At 65.6% G+C, this 17164-nt stretch carries 16 protein-coding genes; 11 read left to right on the top strand and 5 right to left on the bottom strand.

From position 1 onward, the window contains the following. A partial coding sequence (locus tag VDP74_RS12860) for an antibiotic biosynthesis monooxygenase family protein (protein WP_416232988.1) occupies positions 1 to 122 on the bottom strand: 122 nt, incomplete at its 3' end. 128 nt (positions 123 to 250) lie between these two features. Further along, positions 251 to 1366, bottom strand: coding sequence for an NAD(P)/FAD-dependent oxidoreductase (locus VDP74_RS12855; RefSeq protein ID WP_323000036.1), 1116 nt, complete (start codon positions 1364 to 1366; stop codon positions 251 to 253). 294 nt (positions 1367 to 1660) lie between these two features. On the opposite strand from VDP74_RS12855, the gene VDP74_RS12845 reads away from it, so the two are divergent. The 3 genes from VDP74_RS12845 to VDP74_RS12835 all read left to right on the top strand — a co-directional run bounded on the left by VDP74_RS12845 (position 1661) and on the right by VDP74_RS12835 (position 4180). Then, on the top strand, positions 1661 to 2155 hold the full coding sequence (locus tag VDP74_RS12845; protein ID WP_323000035.1) for a MarR family transcriptional regulator: 495 nt from the start codon (positions 1661 to 1663) through the stop codon (positions 2153 to 2155). 108 nt (positions 2156 to 2263) lie between these two features. Beyond that, the gene (locus VDP74_RS12840; protein ID WP_323000034.1) at positions 2264 to 2689 is read left to right on the top strand and encodes an organic hydroperoxide resistance protein; all 426 of its coding nucleotides are present in this window, start codon (positions 2264 to 2266) and stop codon (positions 2687 to 2689) included. Between the two features lie 219 nt (positions 2690 to 2908). Continuing rightward, on the top strand, positions 2909 to 4180 hold the full coding sequence (locus VDP74_RS12835; protein WP_323000033.1) for a nitrate/nitrite transporter: 1272 nt from the start codon (positions 2909 to 2911) through the stop codon (positions 4178 to 4180). Positions 4181 to 4441: 261 nt separating this feature from the next. Here the strand turns inward: VDP74_RS12835 and VDP74_RS12830 are convergent, their stop codons facing one another. Beyond that, complete coding sequence (locus VDP74_RS12830; protein WP_323000032.1) at positions 4442 to 4726, bottom strand: heavy-metal-associated domain-containing protein; 285 nt, start codon at positions 4724 to 4726, stop codon at positions 4442 to 4444. A gap of 102 nt (positions 4727 to 4828) precedes the next feature. Between VDP74_RS12830 and dinB the strand changes: the two genes are divergently transcribed. From dinB to VDP74_RS12800, 6 genes are all read left to right on the top strand, one after another. Next, positions 4829 to 5962, top strand: a complete 1134-nt coding sequence (gene dinB / locus VDP74_RS12825) for a DNA polymerase IV (RefSeq protein WP_323000031.1) — start codon at positions 4829 to 4831, stop codon at positions 5960 to 5962. Between the two features lie 163 nt (positions 5963 to 6125). Then, entirely contained in the window at positions 6126 to 6935 is an 810-nt protein-coding gene (locus tag VDP74_RS12820; protein WP_323000030.1) for a formate/nitrite transporter family protein, read from the top strand. Then, positions 6932 to 9505: a nitrite reductase large subunit NirB gene (nirB, locus tag VDP74_RS12815; RefSeq protein ID WP_323000029.1), complete on the top strand. Its 2574-nt coding sequence runs from the start codon at positions 6932 to 6934 to the stop codon at positions 9503 to 9505. Before VDP74_RS12820 ends, nirB begins: the two co-directional genes overlap by 4 nt. 10 nt (positions 9506 to 9515) lie before the next feature. Further along, positions 9516 to 9917: a nitrite reductase small subunit NirD gene (nirD, locus tag VDP74_RS12810; protein WP_323000028.1), complete on the top strand. Its 402-nt coding sequence runs from the start codon at positions 9516 to 9518 to the stop codon at positions 9915 to 9917. Then, positions 9907 to 10734 (top strand): uroporphyrinogen-III C-methyltransferase, encoded by an 828-nt coding sequence (gene cobA, locus VDP74_RS12805; RefSeq protein ID WP_323000027.1) that lies wholly within the window; start codon positions 9907 to 9909, stop codon positions 10732 to 10734. The genes nirD and cobA overlap by 11 nt, the downstream gene beginning before the upstream one ends. Then, positions 10731 to 11693 carry a precorrin-2 dehydrogenase/sirohydrochlorin ferrochelatase family protein gene (locus VDP74_RS12800; protein WP_323000026.1) on the top strand — a complete coding sequence of 321 codons (963 nt, stop codon included), beginning with the start codon at positions 10731 to 10733 and terminating at the stop codon, positions 11691 to 11693. Before cobA ends, VDP74_RS12800 begins: the two co-directional genes overlap by 4 nt. On the opposite strand, the gene VDP74_RS12795 is transcribed toward VDP74_RS12800, so the two are convergent. Then, positions 11645 to 12517 carry an MOSC domain-containing protein gene (locus VDP74_RS12795; RefSeq protein WP_323000025.1) on the bottom strand — a complete coding sequence of 291 codons (873 nt, stop codon included), beginning with the start codon at positions 12515 to 12517 and terminating at the stop codon, positions 11645 to 11647. The two genes, VDP74_RS12800 and VDP74_RS12795, sit on opposite strands and share 49 nt — an antisense overlap. A 118-nt stretch (positions 12518 to 12635) precedes the next feature. Between VDP74_RS12795 and VDP74_RS12790 the strand changes: the two genes are divergently transcribed. Both VDP74_RS12790 and VDP74_RS12785 read left to right on the top strand, forming a co-directional pair. Beyond that, positions 12636 to 13529, top strand: a complete 894-nt coding sequence (locus VDP74_RS12790) for an EamA family transporter (protein WP_323000024.1) — start codon at positions 12636 to 12638, stop codon at positions 13527 to 13529. Positions 13530 to 13579: 50 nt separating this feature from the next. Further along, positions 13580 to 14770 (top strand): acetylornithine transaminase, encoded by a 1191-nt coding sequence (locus tag VDP74_RS12785; RefSeq protein ID WP_323000023.1) that lies wholly within the window; start codon positions 13580 to 13582, stop codon positions 14768 to 14770. 125 nt (positions 14771 to 14895) lie between these two features. On the opposite strand, the gene VDP74_RS12780 is transcribed toward VDP74_RS12785, so the two are convergent. After that, on the bottom strand, positions 14896 to 17070 hold the full coding sequence (locus VDP74_RS12780) for a malate synthase G (protein ID WP_323000022.1): 2175 nt from the start codon (positions 17068 to 17070) through the stop codon (positions 14896 to 14898). Positions 17071 to 17164 lie beyond the last annotated feature (94 nt).

Raw genomic sequence — 17164 nt, 5'->3', positions numbered from 1 at the left:
TCGATGACGTGGTGCAGTTCCAGGCGGTGAAAGCCGCGCGCCCGCTGGAACAGGGGCAGGGCTTTCTGCACGCCGGCTTCAAAGTCGGCCTGGGTGCCGGGTTTGACGGTAATGTGGGCCATTTCGCGGATCATGTCGGGTTCCTGGTTGTGATGGACGATGCCCATGATTATGCACCGGCGGCAATGGACATCGACGGATGGGTTGTGCAGCGTGCTTTCAGTCGCCGGGGGACATCATATCGGCGGGCTTACAGGACCATGCGCCGCATGACCTCGTCGGCGATGGCCAGGCAGGACGTCAGGCCCGGCGATTCGATGCCGTACAGATTGATCAGGCCGGGCACGCCGTGGGTGGCGGCGTCCTGAATCATGAAGTCCGCATCCTGTCCGCCCGCTGCCACCAGTTTCGGCCGGATGCCGGCATAGCTGGGGTGCAGGGCCTGGTCCGGCAATTCGGGCCAGTAGCGGCGGATGGCCGCATAGAAGCCGTTGGCGCGAGCGGGGGCCACTGCATAGTCGATGGCGTCCACCCATTCGACGTCGGGCCCGAACCGCGCTTGGCCGGCCAGGTCCAGCGTCAGGTGCACGCCCAGGCCGCCGGGCTCGGGCACCGGGTAGATCAGGCGTGAAAATGGGGACTTGCCCGACAAGGCGTAGTAATTGCCTTTGGCATAGCGGCCGGCCGGGATGCTGGCGGGCGGGACGCCCTGGATGCTGGCGGCCAGCGATTGCGCGTGCAGCCCCGCGCAGTTGATGACTTGGCGGGCGATGATCTCCATGGGCTCTTCGCCGCCGATGCGCAGCAGGATGCCCGCGCCGGCCCCTGTCAGGACGGTGCCGCCCAGGACCGGCGCTCGCAGCGCCAGCAGGCCGCCGGCGTTTTCCAGGTCGCCCTGCAGGGCCAGCATCAGGCCATGGCTGTCGATGATGCCCGTCGATGGGGATTCCAGTGCTGCCACGCATTGCAGGGCGGGTTCTCGGGATTGTGCCTGGCGGCGGTCCAGCCAGCGCAGGTCGTCCACCCCGTTGGCGGCTGCGGCGGCGGCGATCTGCCGCAGGCGATCCTGTTGCGCTTCCTGGGTGGCGACGATCAGTTTTCCGCAGCGCCGATGGGCCACGCCGCGCGCGGTGCAATAGGCATACAACGCCTGGCGACCCTGCACGCAGAGCCGGGCCTTTAGCGACCCCTGAGGGTAGTAGATGCCGGCGTGGATGACTTCGCTGTTGCGCGAACTGGTGCCGGTGCCGATCGCCGATTCAGCTTCGAGCAGCAGGGTTTCCCGGCCGGACAGGGCGCAGGCGCGCGCTACGGCAAGGCCGACGACGCCGGCTCCGATAATGATGCAGTCCAGGGATTCAGTCATGGGATAAAGAGTGTTTCGTATCAATAATGAGACGGTCTATTGAGCGCTTGGCCCCCTGGCCTTGCGCAACCGCCTGGTCCAGGCGCCGATGGCACGCAGCCGCGCTTTGCCGAACGGCACACCGGGGCCTCTGGCTGCCCGATATTATGCACAATGCGCGACGATGGGCTGGATCTGAACGAGCCGGATCCGGCGACCGGCTATGGTGGGGACGAGAAACGCCATATCGATTGTCCTCAGGTCGATTCGAAATCATTGCTTGCTATTAAATAGCGTGCGATTTAACATGAAGACATGGACGCGCATCAACATTCCTCGCCGATGGAATCGCCCCGGCACCTGACGCTGGATGCCCAGTTGTGCTTTGCCTTGTATTCCGCACAGCTGGCCATGGGCAAGACCTATCGCCGCCACCTGGCCGGTCTGGGCCTGACCTATCCGCAGTACCTGGTCATGCTGGTGCTGTGGGAAACCGATGGGCTGACGGTTTCGGCCCTGGGTGATCGCCTGTATCTGGATTCCGCCACCCTGACGCCCTTGCTCAAACGTCTGCAGGCCCTGGGCCTGCTGCGCAGGGATCGCGCGCAGGCCGATCAGCGCCAGGTGCTGGTTTCATTGACCTCGGCGGGGCAGGCCTTGCGCCACCGGGCCGATGGCATTCCGCAGGGGGTGCTGTGCGCTACCGGCTGCACGCCTGCCCAGGCGCACGTGCTGAAAGCGGAACTCGAAGAACTGCGGGCGCATTTGCAGGGCGCGTCCGTCGCTGAAGAACATCTGGCAAAACGCTGACGGGCCGGGGCCGGGTGCCCTGTGCTGCCTCAGTGATTCGCCGTCAGGCAAGCCGCCGTCTGTGGTGCCGAGGCTTTCCTTTTGAACCGCACCACCTGGAGTCCCACCATGACAGTCGAAAACGTTCTCTACACGGCCCATGCATCCGCGACGGGCGGTCGCGACGGCAGCGCCAAATCCTCGGATGGCCGCCTGGATATCAAGCTGTCCGTTCCAAAGGAACTGGGCGGCGATGCCGGTCCCGGCACCAACCCCGAACAGCTGTTCGCTGCAGGCTATTCAGCCTGCTTCCTGGGGGCATTGAAACTGGTGTCCGGCAAGGAAAACGTCAAGCTGCCGGCCGACACCCGGGTGGCCGGTTCGGTGGGCATCGGTCCCATCCCGACGGGCTTCGGCATCGCGGTGGAGCTGAAAATTTCCGCACCCGGCGTGGATCATGCCAAACTGGCCGACCTGGTGCAGAAGGCCCACGTGGTCTGCCCGTATTCCAATGCCACGCGCAACAACATCAAGGTCACGCTGACGGTGGAATAAGCCGTCCGGGCATCTCCCCCGTTCGGGAACCTGCAGCCCTGGCGATGCGCCGGGGCTGTTTGTTGATGGCGCCGGCACGAGGCGGTCTTGCGCTGAGGGCCTGCGGTCTGTGGACAGCCTGCCCGGAGGGCACTGCCTGCTGATCCAGATCATATACCGGCACTGATAGTGTGGATATGATGGGCGGTGAACACGTTGATTCCTCAACGGGAGGCCCTCATGTCATCAGAAACCGCATCCAGGCCCGCATCGCGCCAGGCGCTGTCCGTCCTGTTTTCCAGTACCTTCGCTTTCACGGTCTGTTTTGCCGTCTGGACGATGTTTTCCGTGCTGGGCGTGCCGCTGAAGGCCGAGCTGGCCTTGAGCGAAACCCAGTTTGGCTTGCTGATCGCCACGCCGGTCCTGACCGGGTCGCTGATCCGCGTGCCCCTGGGCATGCTGACGGACCGCTTTGGCGGGCGCATCGTGTTCTTTCTGGTGCTGCTGGTCTGTGTGCCGCCCCTGTACTTGATGGCGTATGCCACGACCTACGCGCAGTTCCTGATCCTGGCCCTGTTCGTCGGCCTGGCCGGCGGCACGTTTTCCGTGGGGACGCCCTATGTGGCCCGCTGGTTCGCGCCGGAGAGACGCGGGTTCGCGATGGGGGTGTTCGGCGCCGGCAATTCAGGGTCCGCTCTGAACATGTTCGTCGCGCCCCTGGTGATCGGTGCCTTCGGCTGGACCATGCTGCCCAAGGCCTATGCCGCGCTGATGCTGGGCACGGCGGTGCTGTTCTGGCTGTTCAGCCATTCGAATCCCGCGCATCGCGTGTCGACCGGCGCGGGGATCCTGCAGCAGCTGGCCGTGCTGAAGGACCCCCGGGTCTGGCGCTATTGCCAGTACTATTCCGTGGTGTTCGGCGGCTACGTGGCGCTGGCGCTATGGATCACGAAATACTATGTGGCGGAATACGGCTTCGATCTGACGCTGGCTGCCTTTCTGGCGATGATCTTTTCCCTGCCGGGCGGGGTGTTGCGAGCCCTGGGAGGCTGGTTTTCGGATCGCTTCGGCGCCTACACCGTCACCTGGTGGGTGATGTGGGTGTGCTGGGTGTGTTTCTTCCTGTTGTCCTATCCGCAGACGCAGATGACGGTCCAGACCCTGAGCGGCCCGGTGTCGATGCACATCGGGTTGAACGCCACGGTGTTCACTGCCCTGCTGTTCATCGTCGGGGTAGCCATGGCGATCGGCAAGGCGTCGGTCTTCAAGTTCATCAGCGACGATTATTCCGACAATATCGGCGCGGTGTCGGGCGTGGTGGGCCTGGCGGGCGGGCTGGGGGGATTTGTCCTGCCCATTCTGTTTGGTGTCCTGCTGGACGTCACCGGGGTGTATTCCAGCGCCTTCATGCTGTTGTACGGGGCGGTGTGCGTGTCGCTGGTGTTCATGCACTATTCGTACCGGCGGGCGCCGCGTGCCGGTACGGAGCTGGTGGAGCCGGAGGCCGGATGATTCCAGCACATGACAGCCCGCAGGGGCTTCTTGGTTTGTGGCATCCACCTCGTGGCCTGCAGGCCACTCGGATAAATTCGGCAGCAGGCAGTCCGCAGGGTGTGGCACCGTCCCACCTCGGCGCTTGCAGGCGCCTCGGATAATTCCGGCACATGACAGCCCGCAGGGGCTTCTTGGTTTGTGGCATCCACCTCGTGGCCTGCAGGCCACTCGGATAAATTCGGCAGCAGGCAGTCCGCAGGGACTGCCTGCTGTCCGAATTTATCCCCCGCACCCGCCGCAGCAGTTGCCGTCTTCGCCGTGGACCGGCTTCATGGCCTCGTAGCCGGCGTCGGCGACGGCGACTTGCAGGCGCTGGGTGGACACCTGGGCGGTGTCGAAGGTGATAGTGGCTTTTTCGTCGGCCAGCGACACGCTGACCTGGGCGACGCCGGGGATCGCGGCCAGGATGCGGTCCAGCTTGTCGGCGCAGTCGGGGCCGCGCAGGCCCACCAGGCGCATGGTCTCTGTTTTCTGGGACGATCGTTTCGGGGTTTCAGCTTGCATGGGTCCTCGCGTGCGGGGAAATGCCCTTGGACAGGGCAGGGTTATAGATTCATTTAAAATATATCTTATTAGCGGGCTAGTATAGCAGCGATGATCCCCCCGATGTCTGAATCACCTGCTCGTCGGATTGCCCACCTGGATATGGATGCTTTCTTTGCATCCGTGGAACTGTTGCGCTATCCCGATTTGCGCGGGCAGGCCGTGGTGATCGGCGGGCACGGAGATCCCCCCCAGGACGGACGCTACATGCGATTGCGGGATTATGTCGGGCGCGGGGTCATCACCACGGCGACCTACGAGGCGCGGGCCTTTGGCGTGCATTCGGCCATGGGCATGATGAAGGCGGCCCGCCTGGCGCCTGATGCCGTGCTGTTGCCGGTGAACTTCGCCGCCTACCGTCATTATTCGCGTCTGTTCAAGGCAGCGGTAGCCGCCATCGCGCCCCGGGTCGAGGATCGTGGCATTGACGAGATCTACATCGACCTGACCGATCTGCCGCAGGATTCCGAGACCCTGGCGCGGCAGTTGAAGCAGGCCGTGCGCGATGCCACCGGCCTGGTCTGTTCCATCGGCATTTCACCCAACAAGCTGCTGTCGAAGATCGCTTCGGATCTGGACAAGCCCGATGGCCTGACGCTGATCGGCCCTGGCGATCTGCAGCGGCGCATCTGGCCGCTGCCGGTGTCCAAGGTCAACGGAATCGGCCCCAAGGCCACCCGTCGCCTGCAGGGCATGGGTATCGAGACGATCGCGCAACTGGCGGCCGCCGCGCCCGACCGCTTGCAGGATGCCTTTGGCCTGGGCATGGCGCAGTGGCTGCTGGACGTCGCTCACGGCATCGACGACCGGCCCGTGGTGATGGAATCAGAGCCGCGTTCGATCAGCCGGGAAACGACGTTCGAGCGCGACCTGCACGTGGTGCGGGATCGCGCCGTGCTGTCGACCATTTTCCGCGAACTGTGCGAACACCTGGCCCAGGACCTGGCGCGCAAGCAGGTGCGCGGGGCCACCATCGGCATCAAGCTGCGCTTCGACGATTTCCGCATTGTGACCCGGGACCTGACCCTGGATGAGGCCGTGGGCGATGCCGATGCCATCCACCGGGCAGCCGGACAGTGCCTGAAGCGGGTGACGCTGGATCGTCGCCTGCGCTTGCTGGGCGTGCGGGCCAGCAAGCTGGAGCCGGCGGGCGATTCGCCATCGGGGCGTCATCCGGTGCAGCTGTCGCTGTACTGATACGGGCCACGATTCTGGTGCAGCACTGCACCGTCATGACGCGCTTCGCATCATCGGCACCCTCGATCAACAGGCGCGCGCCCTCTGGACAGGGGCTGCGGTCGATAGTTGGCATGCTGTTTGCTTCTTCCTCTGTGTCAATGGATACATACGGGAGAATCTCATGTACGACGACACGATCAATGGCTTTGTGCGCGCGGCCGATGCCAAACTTCACCAACTGCGCGGGAATCCGCAAGGGTTCTTTGTCGCCAGCATGCTGGCCGGCGCCTATATTGGACTGGGCATCATCCTGATCTTCTCGCTGGGCAGTTTTGTCCCGCCGGCATTTCGTCCGCTGGTCATGGGTGCGACTTTTGGAATCGCCCTGATTCTGGTCGTGATCGCCGGCGCCGAGCTTTTCACCGGTCACACCATGGTGATGGCGCTGCGGCGCTACCGCGGGCGGGGAACCTGGGCCGAGGCGGTGGCCGTGCTGTGCGCGAGCTGGATCGGCAATCTGTGCGGCGCGCTGGTGCTGGTCGGACTGTTCGTCATGGGGGGCGGGGGCGGCCTGCTGGATGATCCGCAGGGGCTGGTGATGACGGCTGCCACGCACAAGATGGCGGCCGGCGGCGCCAGCCTGTTTGCCCGCGCCGTCCTGTGCAATTGGCTGGTGTGCCTGGCGGTCTGGATGTCGGCCCGGGTGGCGTCCGACAGCGCGCGCTGCATGGTGATCTTCTGGTGCCTGCTGGCCTTCGTCGGCAGCGGCTACGAGCACAGTGTGGCCAATATGACCCTGCTGTTGCTGGCGCTGGCCGGCCATCATCCCGATACGGTGAGTCTGGGCGGCATGGCCTGGAATCTAGGCTGGGTGACGCTGGGCAATATCGTGGGCGGCGCGGTGTTCGTGGCGGGCGCCTATCGGATCGCATCGTCGCCTGCCGCCGAGCACGCTGCGGTGGGCGAGGCCGCCTTGAAGGAGCCGGCATGAAGCCCGCTCGATTGGATATGGCGGAGCCGGGCCTGGCCGGCAGGAAGCGGCTGGTGGTCGTCGGCAACGGCATGGTCGGCCATCGTCTGTTGGAGGAACTGGTCCGGCGCGGTCGGGGCGACGACGACATCACGGTATTGTCCGGAGAGCCCCACCTGGCCTATGACCGTGTGCAACTGAGCCAGTGCTTTGTCGGGGCGCAGCCCCAGGACCTGGCCTTGGCCGATGCTGCGTTCTTCGAGACGCACGGCATCACGGTGTTACGTGACAAAAGAGCGGTGTGGATCGATCGCAAGCAGCGCCGCGTCCATGTCACGGACCAGGAGTTCTATCCTTATGACCGGCTGGTGCTGGCGACGGGATCTGTGCCGTTCGTGCCTCCGATCGAAGGGGCGGATCGGCCGGAATGCCTGCCTTATCGGACGCTTGATGATGTCGCGGCGATCCAGGCGCGCGCGGCCGGCGCCCGGCGAGGCATCGTCATCGGGGGCGGATTGCTGGGGCTGGAGGCCGCGCGCGCTTTGCATGGCCTGGGCCTGGATACCCACGTCGTCGAGTTTTCGCCGTGGCTGATGGCCACGCAGCTGGATGAGTCCGGCGGCCGCCTGCTGCGAGGCAAGATCGAAGCGCTGGGCATCCATGTGCACACCGCGAAGACCACGTCGTCCATCGGCACGGGTCTGCGTTCGCCCCTGCGCCTGAGGTTCTCGGATGGCGGCCTGCTGGAGGCCGATATGGTGGTTTTCTCGGCCGGCATTCGGCCATGCGACCGGCTGGCGCACAGTTGCGGCCTGGTGATCGGGCCGCGCGGCGGCGTCGTGGTCGATGATCGCTGCTGCAGCTCCGACCCGGCCATCTATGCGATTGGCGAAGTCGCCAGTTGGCAGGGCGCCACCTTCGGTCTCGTGGCGCCCGGTTATGAAATGGCCCGGGTCTGCGCGGCCCACCTGCGGGGCGATGAGGACGCCGTTTTCCAGGGGGCGCAGCCCAGCACCAAGCTGAAGCTGCTGGGGGTCGATGTCGGATCGATCGGCGATGCCCAGGGTCGCACACAGGGCAGCATGTGCTGCGTGTTCGAAGATGCGCTGGCGGGCGTCTACAAAAAGCTGGTGATGGATGCGGGCGGGAAGCGCCTGCTGGGTGCCGTGCTGGTGGGGGATACGGCCTCGTTTGGCATGTTGGACCAGTATTTCACCAACGGCCTGGCTCTGCCGGCTCAGCCCGCTGCGCTGATTGCGCCTGCGGCGGACGCGACCCCGGCGCTGGGTGTGGACGCCTTGCCGGATACGGCGCAGATCTGCTCCTGCAACCAGGTGAGCAAGGGGGCCCTGTGCCACGCGATCGAAGATGGGTGCGCCACCCTGGGCGACCTGAAGGCCAGGACCCGCGCAGGAACGACGTGCGGCGGCTGCGTGCCGTTGGTCAAGCAGATCCTGGACCGGGAACTGGAACGGCGGGGGATCGTCGTCGATCATGGTCTGTGCGAGCATTTCCGCTACAGCCGTCAAGAACTCTACCACTTGGTCCGTGTCAACGAGATCCGCGATTTCAAGACGCTGATCGCGCGCCATGGCGCAGGGCGCGGCTGCGATATCTGCAAGCCGGTGGCTGCATCGATCTTTGCCTCGTGCTGGAACGATTTTGTGCTAGCCCCCCAGCATGCCCCGCTGCAGGACAGCAATGATGCGTATCTGGGCAACCTGCAAAAGGACGGCACCTATTCCGTGGTGCCGCGCATTCCGGGCGGCGAGATCTCGCCCGAGAAGCTGATCGTCATTGGCGAGGTCGCCCGCAAGTACAGGCTGTACACCAAGATCACCGGCGGCCAGCGGATCGATCTGTTCGGCGCGCGTCTGGAACAGCTACCCCTGATCTGGCGGGAACTGATCGATGCCGGCTTCGAGTCCGGGCACGCCTATGGCAAGGCCTTGCGCACGGCAAAATCGTGCGTGGGCAGCACGTGGTGCCGCTTTGGCGTGCGGGATTCGGTGGGCCTGGCCATCCGCCTGGAACAGCGCTACCGGGGCTTGCGCGCGCCCCATAAGATCAAGATGGCGGCGTCCGGCTGCACGCGTGAGTGCGCCGAGGCCCAGAGCAAGGACGTCGGGGTCATCGCCACGGACAAGGGCTGGAACCTGTATGTATGCGGCAACGGCGGCATGTGGCCCCGGCACGCGGAACTGCTGGCGTCGGACCTCGATGACGACACGCTGATCCGGTTGATCGACCGTTTCCTGATGCTCTACATCCGTACGGCGGACAAGCTGCAGCGTACGGCGGCCTGGCGCGAAAGCCTGGAAGGCGGCCTTGACTACCTGAAGGCCGTCGTCGTGAACGACAGTCTGGGCCTGGGCGCGGAACTGGAGGCCCAGATGCAGCAGCTGGTTGATCGGTATGAATGTGAATGGGCAGCGACCTTGAAGGATGAGCAGGCGCTGCGGCGCTTTCGTTCGCTCATCAACGACAGTGCGCCGGACGAGCATATCGTCCATGTGCAGGAACGCGGCCAGGTCCGTCCGGCCACGGTGCGGGAACGCCGGGACCTGGCGGTCAAGGCAGAGATCGAGTGAGGGCAGGATGATGAAAACAGCGCGTTCCCGCCGTCAGGGCGGGCTGGCAGAGCCTTCTGGGTGGCAGGCGGTCTGCAGGGACGATGACTTGATCAACGAGGCGGGGGTGGCCGTTCGGGCGCATGGCGAGCAGGTTGCCGTGTTCGTGACCGAGGCGGGGCTGTTCGCCATCGATCATGTCGATCCGTTCTGCGGCGCAGCCGTGCTGGCCCGTGGCATTGTCGGCGAGTTGCAGGGGCGCCCGGTGGTGGCCTCGCCGATGTACAAGCAGCATTTTTTCCTGGATACGGGGGAATGCCTGGAAGATGCCGGTGTGCGCGTTCGCTGCTGGCCCGCCCGGTTGGGCGAGGACGGGGTCCTGCGCCTGGGCCGTCCGATGGATGCCTTGGGGGACACTGATCATGCTGCCTGATGTCAGGATGAATGCCGTGCATCCGGCACCCTCGGGGCGGATGGGCCATGTCTGGTTGGTCGGCGCGGGGCCGGGCGATCCCGACCTGATCACGGTGAAGGGATTGCGCGCCCTGCAGGGGGCTGATGTGGTGGTCTACGACCGTTTGGCCTGCACGGACTTGCTGGCGCACTGTCGTCCGGATGCCGTGCGTGTTTCCGTGGGCAAGCAAGCGGGGCTGCACAGCGTTTCCCAGAGCGGCATCCATGCCCTGCTGATCGCCCATGCGCGGGCGGGCCGTCGCGTTGTCCGCCTGAAGGGCGGCGATCCGTTCATTTTCGGGCGAGGGGGAGAGGAAATGATCGCGTTGCGGCAGCAGGGGATCCCGGTGTCGGTCATCCCCGGGGTGACGGCGGCATCCGGCTGCGCGGCGGCGACGGGCATTCCGCTCACGCACCGTGACCTGGCGGCAGGGGTCAGTCTGGTGGCTGCACATCGCCAGGAGAATGCGGCCGCTCTGGACTGGGCGGCCTTGGCGGCGGATCGGCAGCGCACGCTGGTCTTCTACATGGGGCTGTCCCAGGCGGACCATGTCGGGATGGAACTCATGCTGCATGGCCTGCCCGGGACGACGCCGGTCGCGCTCATCGCGTGTGGAACGACGTCTGCGCAGCGCGCGGTCCGGTGTCTCCTGGCGGATCTGGGGGCGGTCGCGCGCCACTGCGGTCTGGTGTCCCCGTGCCTGATCATGGCAGGCCAGGTGGTCGCGCTCGCGGACCCGGATCTCGTTGCATGGGCCCGGCTCTGCCGGGAACCTGTGCCGGCCGATACGATATGAAGCCGCTCTATCCGCTGTTCGCCAATCTGGAGGGACGTCGGGTCCTGGTGGTGGGGGGCGGCGCCGTTGCGGAACGCAAGGCGCGGTCGCTGATGAAATGCGGCGCGCGGGTTCTGGTGGGAGCCCCCCGCCTGACGGCCATGCTGCGGCGCTGGGCGGATGACGGCAGTCTGGCGTACTTGCCGGGGCCGTTCGATCCTGCCTGGCTGGCGGCCGTCTGGCTGGTCATTGCGGCAACCGGAGACCGCCAGGTCAATGCGCAGGTGAAGGCCGCTGCGGATGAGCGCAGCGTGCTGGCCAACGTCGTGGATGATCCGGCGCTGTCCTCGTTCCAGGTGCCCGCCGTGGTCGATCGGTCGCCGGTGGTGATTGCGATCTCCTCGTCGGGCGCGGCCCCGGTCCTGGCACGGCGTGTGCGGGAACGGATGGAGGCGCTGTTCGATGCATCCCTGGGGACCCTGGCGGCGCTTGCGGGACGACATCGCCAGGCCATTCGCCAAGCCTATCCGGACTCCGGGGCCCGCCGCCGGTTCTATGACTGGTTGTATGACGGGCCCGTACTGGCGCAGTTGCGTCAAGGCGACCTGATGGGGGCGGAACAGCGCGTGCGCAGCCGCCTGGCGGCTGCGGCGACCGAAGATGCCTCGTTGGAGCGCCGAGTGACGTGGATCACGGTCCTTCCGGATCAGCCTGGGCGCTTGACGCTCGATGAACTGCGGGCGATGAACGAGGCCGACGTGCTGGTGCATGAGTGCGACCTGCCCCTGGTGTTTCTGGACATGGCGCGACGGGATGCGGATCGCCGCGCCATCGCTCGGCATGCCGGAGATCCGGCCGCCCGGGCCCTGGCGGCATGCGCAGGCTATCGTCGCGCGGTCATCCTGCTGGTCGGTCGAGGGCCGGAACTGGATCAGAAATCGAATTCCGGTTCGATTGCGTCGCCCACCTGCAGCCAGTGATCGCCGTCCGGCAGGGCGGCAATGGCGTTCATGCCGAACAGCACGCCCTGTTCGAATTGCCGGTGCCGTGCCAGGGTGCGGCCGGGTTCGGGGGCGGTTTCCCCTGTTCCGGGATCAACGTTCGGAATCGGGCAGCGGGCGCAGGCCTTCACGAAGGCGAACCCCAGGCCCGCAGTGCGAAACCCCGCCAGGTGGTCCTCGTCGTAGGGTTCCAGCCCCTGCAGCACGATATTGGGCCGAAAACGGATCATGTCCACCGCGCCATGGCCACCGTCCGCCAGCTGGCCGTTCAGTTCTTCCAGCGAGTGCTGGTTCGTGACCAGGAACGGAAAGCCGTCGGCAAAGGCGAAGGCATGCCGGTCTACCGGCATGAAGGATTGCGGCCAGTCGGGGTGGGTCTGGATCCATTGCGTCACGTGGCGCATGCTGGCCAGGCGGTGGGCCTGGGGATGGACGTGCAGCAGGCGGCAAGGCTCTCCCAGGAAATGGCTGAGCCAGTGCGCAACGTCGTCGCCCTGGTCGGCCCCGATGGTTTCCGTGCCCCAGATGGTGACCGGGACTGCCGTCTGATCGCCCTGCGCGACCGGCGCGAAGCAGTCCGCCTGGCTGGGGGCCTTGAGCCAGACGCCGTCGGGCCGGGGGTCGGGCTGGATCAGCACCATGCGCGGGTGGCGGCGCTGGGTCATGAAGATGCCTTGTTCGTCGACGATGACCCAGTGACGGTCGTATTCCAGCCCGGCGCCGCTGACGCGGATGCGTTCGTGGCGGATGCCCGCGCAGGATTTGACGGGGTAGCTGTACAGGCTGTGGATGGCCAGGGGCATGATCGTAGCGTGGACGCATGGAAGACAAGACGAATATTCTAGTCGCAGACAGGCCGCGAAATGCCGTAGCATGGCAGGTTCCATTTGCCCGCCGCTGGTTCGCCCCGCAGGAGTCCCCATGCCCTTGAAAGACATTCTGGCCGCCTTGGTCGTCATCGTGGTCTGGGGCGCGAATTTCGTGGTCATCAAGTTCGGAGTGGATGAGATCCCGCCGATGCTGCTGGGGGCCTTGCGGTTCATCTTCGTCGCGTTTCCTGCGATTCTTTTCGTCCCCCGGCCCGCCGTCCCCTGGCGCTATGTGGCCGGATACGGGGCCACCATCTGCCTGGGGCAGTTCGTCTTCCTGTTTATGGCCATCTACCTGGGCATGCCGGCGGGGCTGGCATCCCTGGTGCTGCAGGCGCAGGCGTTCTTCACGGTGGCGATTGCGGCGCTGGTGCTGCATGAAACCATCCGCGCGCACCATGTGCTGGGCATGGGTTTGGCGGTCGTCGGCCTGGGGATGCTGGATGCGGGGGCAGGCTCGACCGCCGTGCCGCTCGTGGGGTTTCTGCTGACGCTGCTGGCAGCCTTCAGCTGGGCGTGTGGCAACATCGTGCTGAAATGCGCGGGCCAGGTGCGCATGCTGTCCATGGTGGTGTGGGGCGCACTGCTGCCGCCGATTCCGTTCCTGCTGCTGTCGGCCGTGTTCGAAGGCCCGGACCGCATGCTCGACAGCCTGATGCACATCAGCTGGCGGGCGGTGGCGGTGGTGGTGTATCTGTCAGGCGTGGCGACCCTGGTGGGCTATGTATTGTGGGGGCGTCTGCTGGCCCGTCATCCCGTCGCTCGCGTGGCGCCGCTCAGCCTGCTGATTCCCGTGGTGGGGCTGCTGTGCGCCGACTGGATCCTGGGCGAGCGCCTGGGCTTGTGGCAGTGGGTGGGCGGCGGTGTGGTATTGATCGGACTGACCGTCAACCTGTTTGGCGCCCGTTGGGCCGCATGGCTGCGGAACCGCACCCAAGCGGCCTAAAATAGCCTCTTTTGGCGCCGGGCCTTCTTTTTTGACTGGAATTCATACCCATGACCATTGATCGTGCAGGGATCAACGCCCTGATGGAAATTACATCGCGTCCCGAACTGGTGTTCGTCGGCGGCCAGGGGTCCTGGCTGCAGGATAACGCCGGCAAGCGATACCTGGACTTCATCCAGGGCTGGGCGGTGAACTGCCTGGGACATAATCCGGCAGTCATGATCGACGCCCTGGAGCGCCAGTCGCACGCACTGATCAATCCCTCGCCGGCCTTCTACAACCAGCCGTCCATCGAACTGGCCAAACGCATCGTCGATGCATCCTGCTTCGACCGGGTGTTTTTCGCCAACAGCGGCGCCGAGGCTAACGAAGGCGCAATCAAGCTGGCCCGCAAATGGGGGCAGCTGCATCGCAAGGGCGCCTACAAGATCATCACCTTCGACCATAGCTTCCATGGCCGCACGCTGGCGACCATGTCGGCGTCGGGCAAGGCGGGCTGGGATACGAAGTTCGCCCCGCAGGTCGACGGTTTCCCCAAGGCAGATCTGAACGACCTGGATTCCGTCTGCGCCCTGATCGATGATCAGACCGTGGCCGTGATGCTGGAACCCGTCCAGGGCGAAGCCGGTGTCATCCCCGCCACCCGCGAATTCCTGCAGGGCCTGCGCGCGCTGACCCGTGAACAGGGCCTGCTGCTGATCGTGGACGAGGTGCAGACCGGCATGGGCCGCACTGGCCGCATGTTCGCCTATCAGCACGCCGGCATCGAGCCCGACATCATGACCCTGGGCAAGGGCATCGGCGGCGGCGTCCCGCTGTCGGCGCTGTGCGCCCGCGAGGCGGTCTGCTGCTTCGAGCACGGCGACCAGGGTGGCACCTACAACGGCAATCCCCTGATGACGGCGGTCGGGGTGGCCGTATTCGACGCCCTGGCGGCACCCGGGTTCATGGAGTCGGTCAACGACCGCGCCCGCCAGCTCTCGGACGGCCTGATCGCGCTGTCCGGCAAATGGGGCATGCAGGGCGAACGCGGCGCGGGCCTGCTGCGCGCGCTGATCATGGATCGCGACGACGGCCCGGCACTGGTGGCTGCGGGCCGCGACCGCGCCCCCGAAGGCCTGCTGCTGAACGCCCCGCGCGGCAATCTGCTGCGCTTCATGCCGGCCCTGAACGTTACCGCCGATGAAATCGACACCATGCTGGCCTGGCTGGATGATCTGGTGAAGCAGGTGCGCGGCTAGCCTCGGTTCAGAGCCCGAGGCGCAGCGGTCGGCATAAAAAAACCGCCGCTGCGCAGCGGCGGTTTGATCCGTCCGGGTGATCGGGGCGGCCGGTGTCAACCCGGCCCGATCCGGTCAGAACAGCGTCAGGCCTTGGCGGCCAGTTCCGCCTTTTTCACCTGGCGCCAGCTGTGCAGCAGCGGTTCGGTGTAGCCGTTGGGCTGTTCCAGGCCCTTGAAGATCAGGTCGCTGGCTGCCTTGAAGGCGCAGGACGTGTCGAAATGGCCGTCCATGGGCTCGTAGGCGTCGTCGCCGGCGTTTTGCTTGTCGACCACGGCGGCCATGCGGCGCAGGGTCTGTTCGACCTGGGCGCGGTTGGTGATGCCGTGCAGCAGCCAGTTGGCGATGTGCTGGCTGGAAATGCGCAGCGTGGCGCGGTCTTCCATCAGGCCCACGTCATGGATGTCGGGGACTTTCGAGCAGCCCACGCCCTGGTCGATCCAGCGCACCACATAACCCAGGATGCCCTGGCAGTTGTTGTCCAGTTCCTGCTGGATCTGTTCCGCCGTCCAGTTCGTGTCCTTGGCGACCGGCACGGTCAGGATGCGATCGATGTAGTCCTCGTGGTGGCCTTCCAGGGACTTCTGCACCTCGACCACGTCAACCTGGTGATAGTGCAGGGCATGCAGCGTGGCGGCGGTGGGCGAAGGCACCCAGGCCGTGTTGCCGCCGGCCTTCACGTGGGCGATCTTCTGCTCCAGCATGGCGGCCATCAGGTCGGGCATGGCCCACATGCCCTTGCCGATCTGGGCGTGGCCGCGCAGGCCGCATTCCAGGCCGGCCTGCACGTTGTTCAGTTCGTAGGCCTGGATCCAGGCCTGGGTCTTCATGTCGCCCTTGCGCACCATGGCGCCGGCGCGCATGGACGTGTGCAGTTCGTCGCCGGTGCGGTCCAGGAAGCCGGTGTTGATGAACACCACGCGTTCGGTGGCGGCGGCGATGCAGGCCTTCAGGTTGACGCTGGTGCGGCGTTCTTCGTCCATGATGCCCATTTTGATCGTGTTGGGCGCCAGGCCCAGCAGTTGTTCCGTGCGGGCGAAGATTTCGCTGGCGAAGGCGACCTCGTCGGGGCCGTGCATTTTCGGCTTGACGATGTAGATGGACCCGGTGCGGGAATTCTTGCGGGCCTTCAGGTCGTGGATGGCGGTCAGCGATGTGCAGACGGCGTCCAGGATGCCTTCGGGGATTTCCCGGCCGTCGCGGTCGAGAATCGCCGGGTTCGTCATCAGGTGGCCGACGTTGCGGATGAACATCAGGGATCGGCCGTGCAGCTTGGCGGCGCTGCCGTCGCGCGCGATGTATTCGCGGTCCGGATTCAGGCGGCGGGTGATGGTCTTGCCACCCTTGACCAGGTCTTCGGTCAGGTCGCCCTTCATCAGGCCCAGCCAGTTGCGGTAGGCGACGACCTTGTCGTCGGCGTCGACGGCGGCGATCGAGTCCTCGCAGTCCATGATGGTGGTCAGGGCCGATTCGACGACGACGTCCTTGATGTGGGCGGCGTCGGTCTTGCCGATGGGGTGGTTCGCGTCGAACTGGATCTCGAAGTGCAGGCCGTTGTGGAGGAACACCAGCGCGTCGGGAGACGCCGCGTTGCCGCGATGGCCCAGGAAGGCACCGGCTTTGGCCAGGGTGGTGGTGCTGCCGTCTTTCAGTGTGGCTTTCAACGCGCCGCCGACCACGGCGTATCCGGTGGCGTCGCGGTGCGAGCCCTGGGCCAGGGCGATGTTGTCATCCAGGAACTGGCGGGCGAAGGCGATGACGCGGGCGCCGCGCACCGGGTTGTAGCTGCCGCTGCGGGCTGCGCCGTCCGTGTCGGGGATGGCGTCGGTGCCGTACAGCGCATCGTACAGGCTGCCCCAGCGTGCGTTGGCTGCGTTCAGGGCATAGCGGGCGTTCATGACCGGCACGACCAGCTGCGGGCCGGCCTGTTCGGTGATTTCGGTGTCGACGTTGGCCGTGGTGACGGTGACCTGGGCCGGCGCGTCTTTCAGGTAGCCGATCTGGCTGAGGAATGCACGGTAGGCAGCAGGATCAGTGACGGGGCCGGGATGCTTGCCGTACCAGTCGTCCATGGCGGCCTGGATGCGGTCGCGCTCGGCCAGCAGGGCGCGGTTTTTCGGGGCCAGATCATGCACGATCGCGGCCAGGCCTTCCCAGAAGGCAGCGGGCTGCACCCCCGTGCCGGGCAGAGCTTCCTGTTCGAGGAACTGGTGCAGCACGGCTGCGACCTGGAGTCCATGGCTGGATATGCGATCGGTCATGATGGTCCTTGGCTATTCTGAAAAGAGATTAAGCACCGATTATAGGCAGTCTTCTATAAGAGTTAAAGGGTTCAAGGGCCGGCCAGGGTGCCAC

The organism is Castellaniella sp. (assembly GCF_034674885.1).
Lineage (GTDB): Bacteria > Pseudomonadota > Gammaproteobacteria > Burkholderiales > Burkholderiaceae_B > Castellaniella.
Note: the sequence above shows the minus strand (reverse complement) of the source record. Positions and strands in the feature narration are given on the sequence as shown.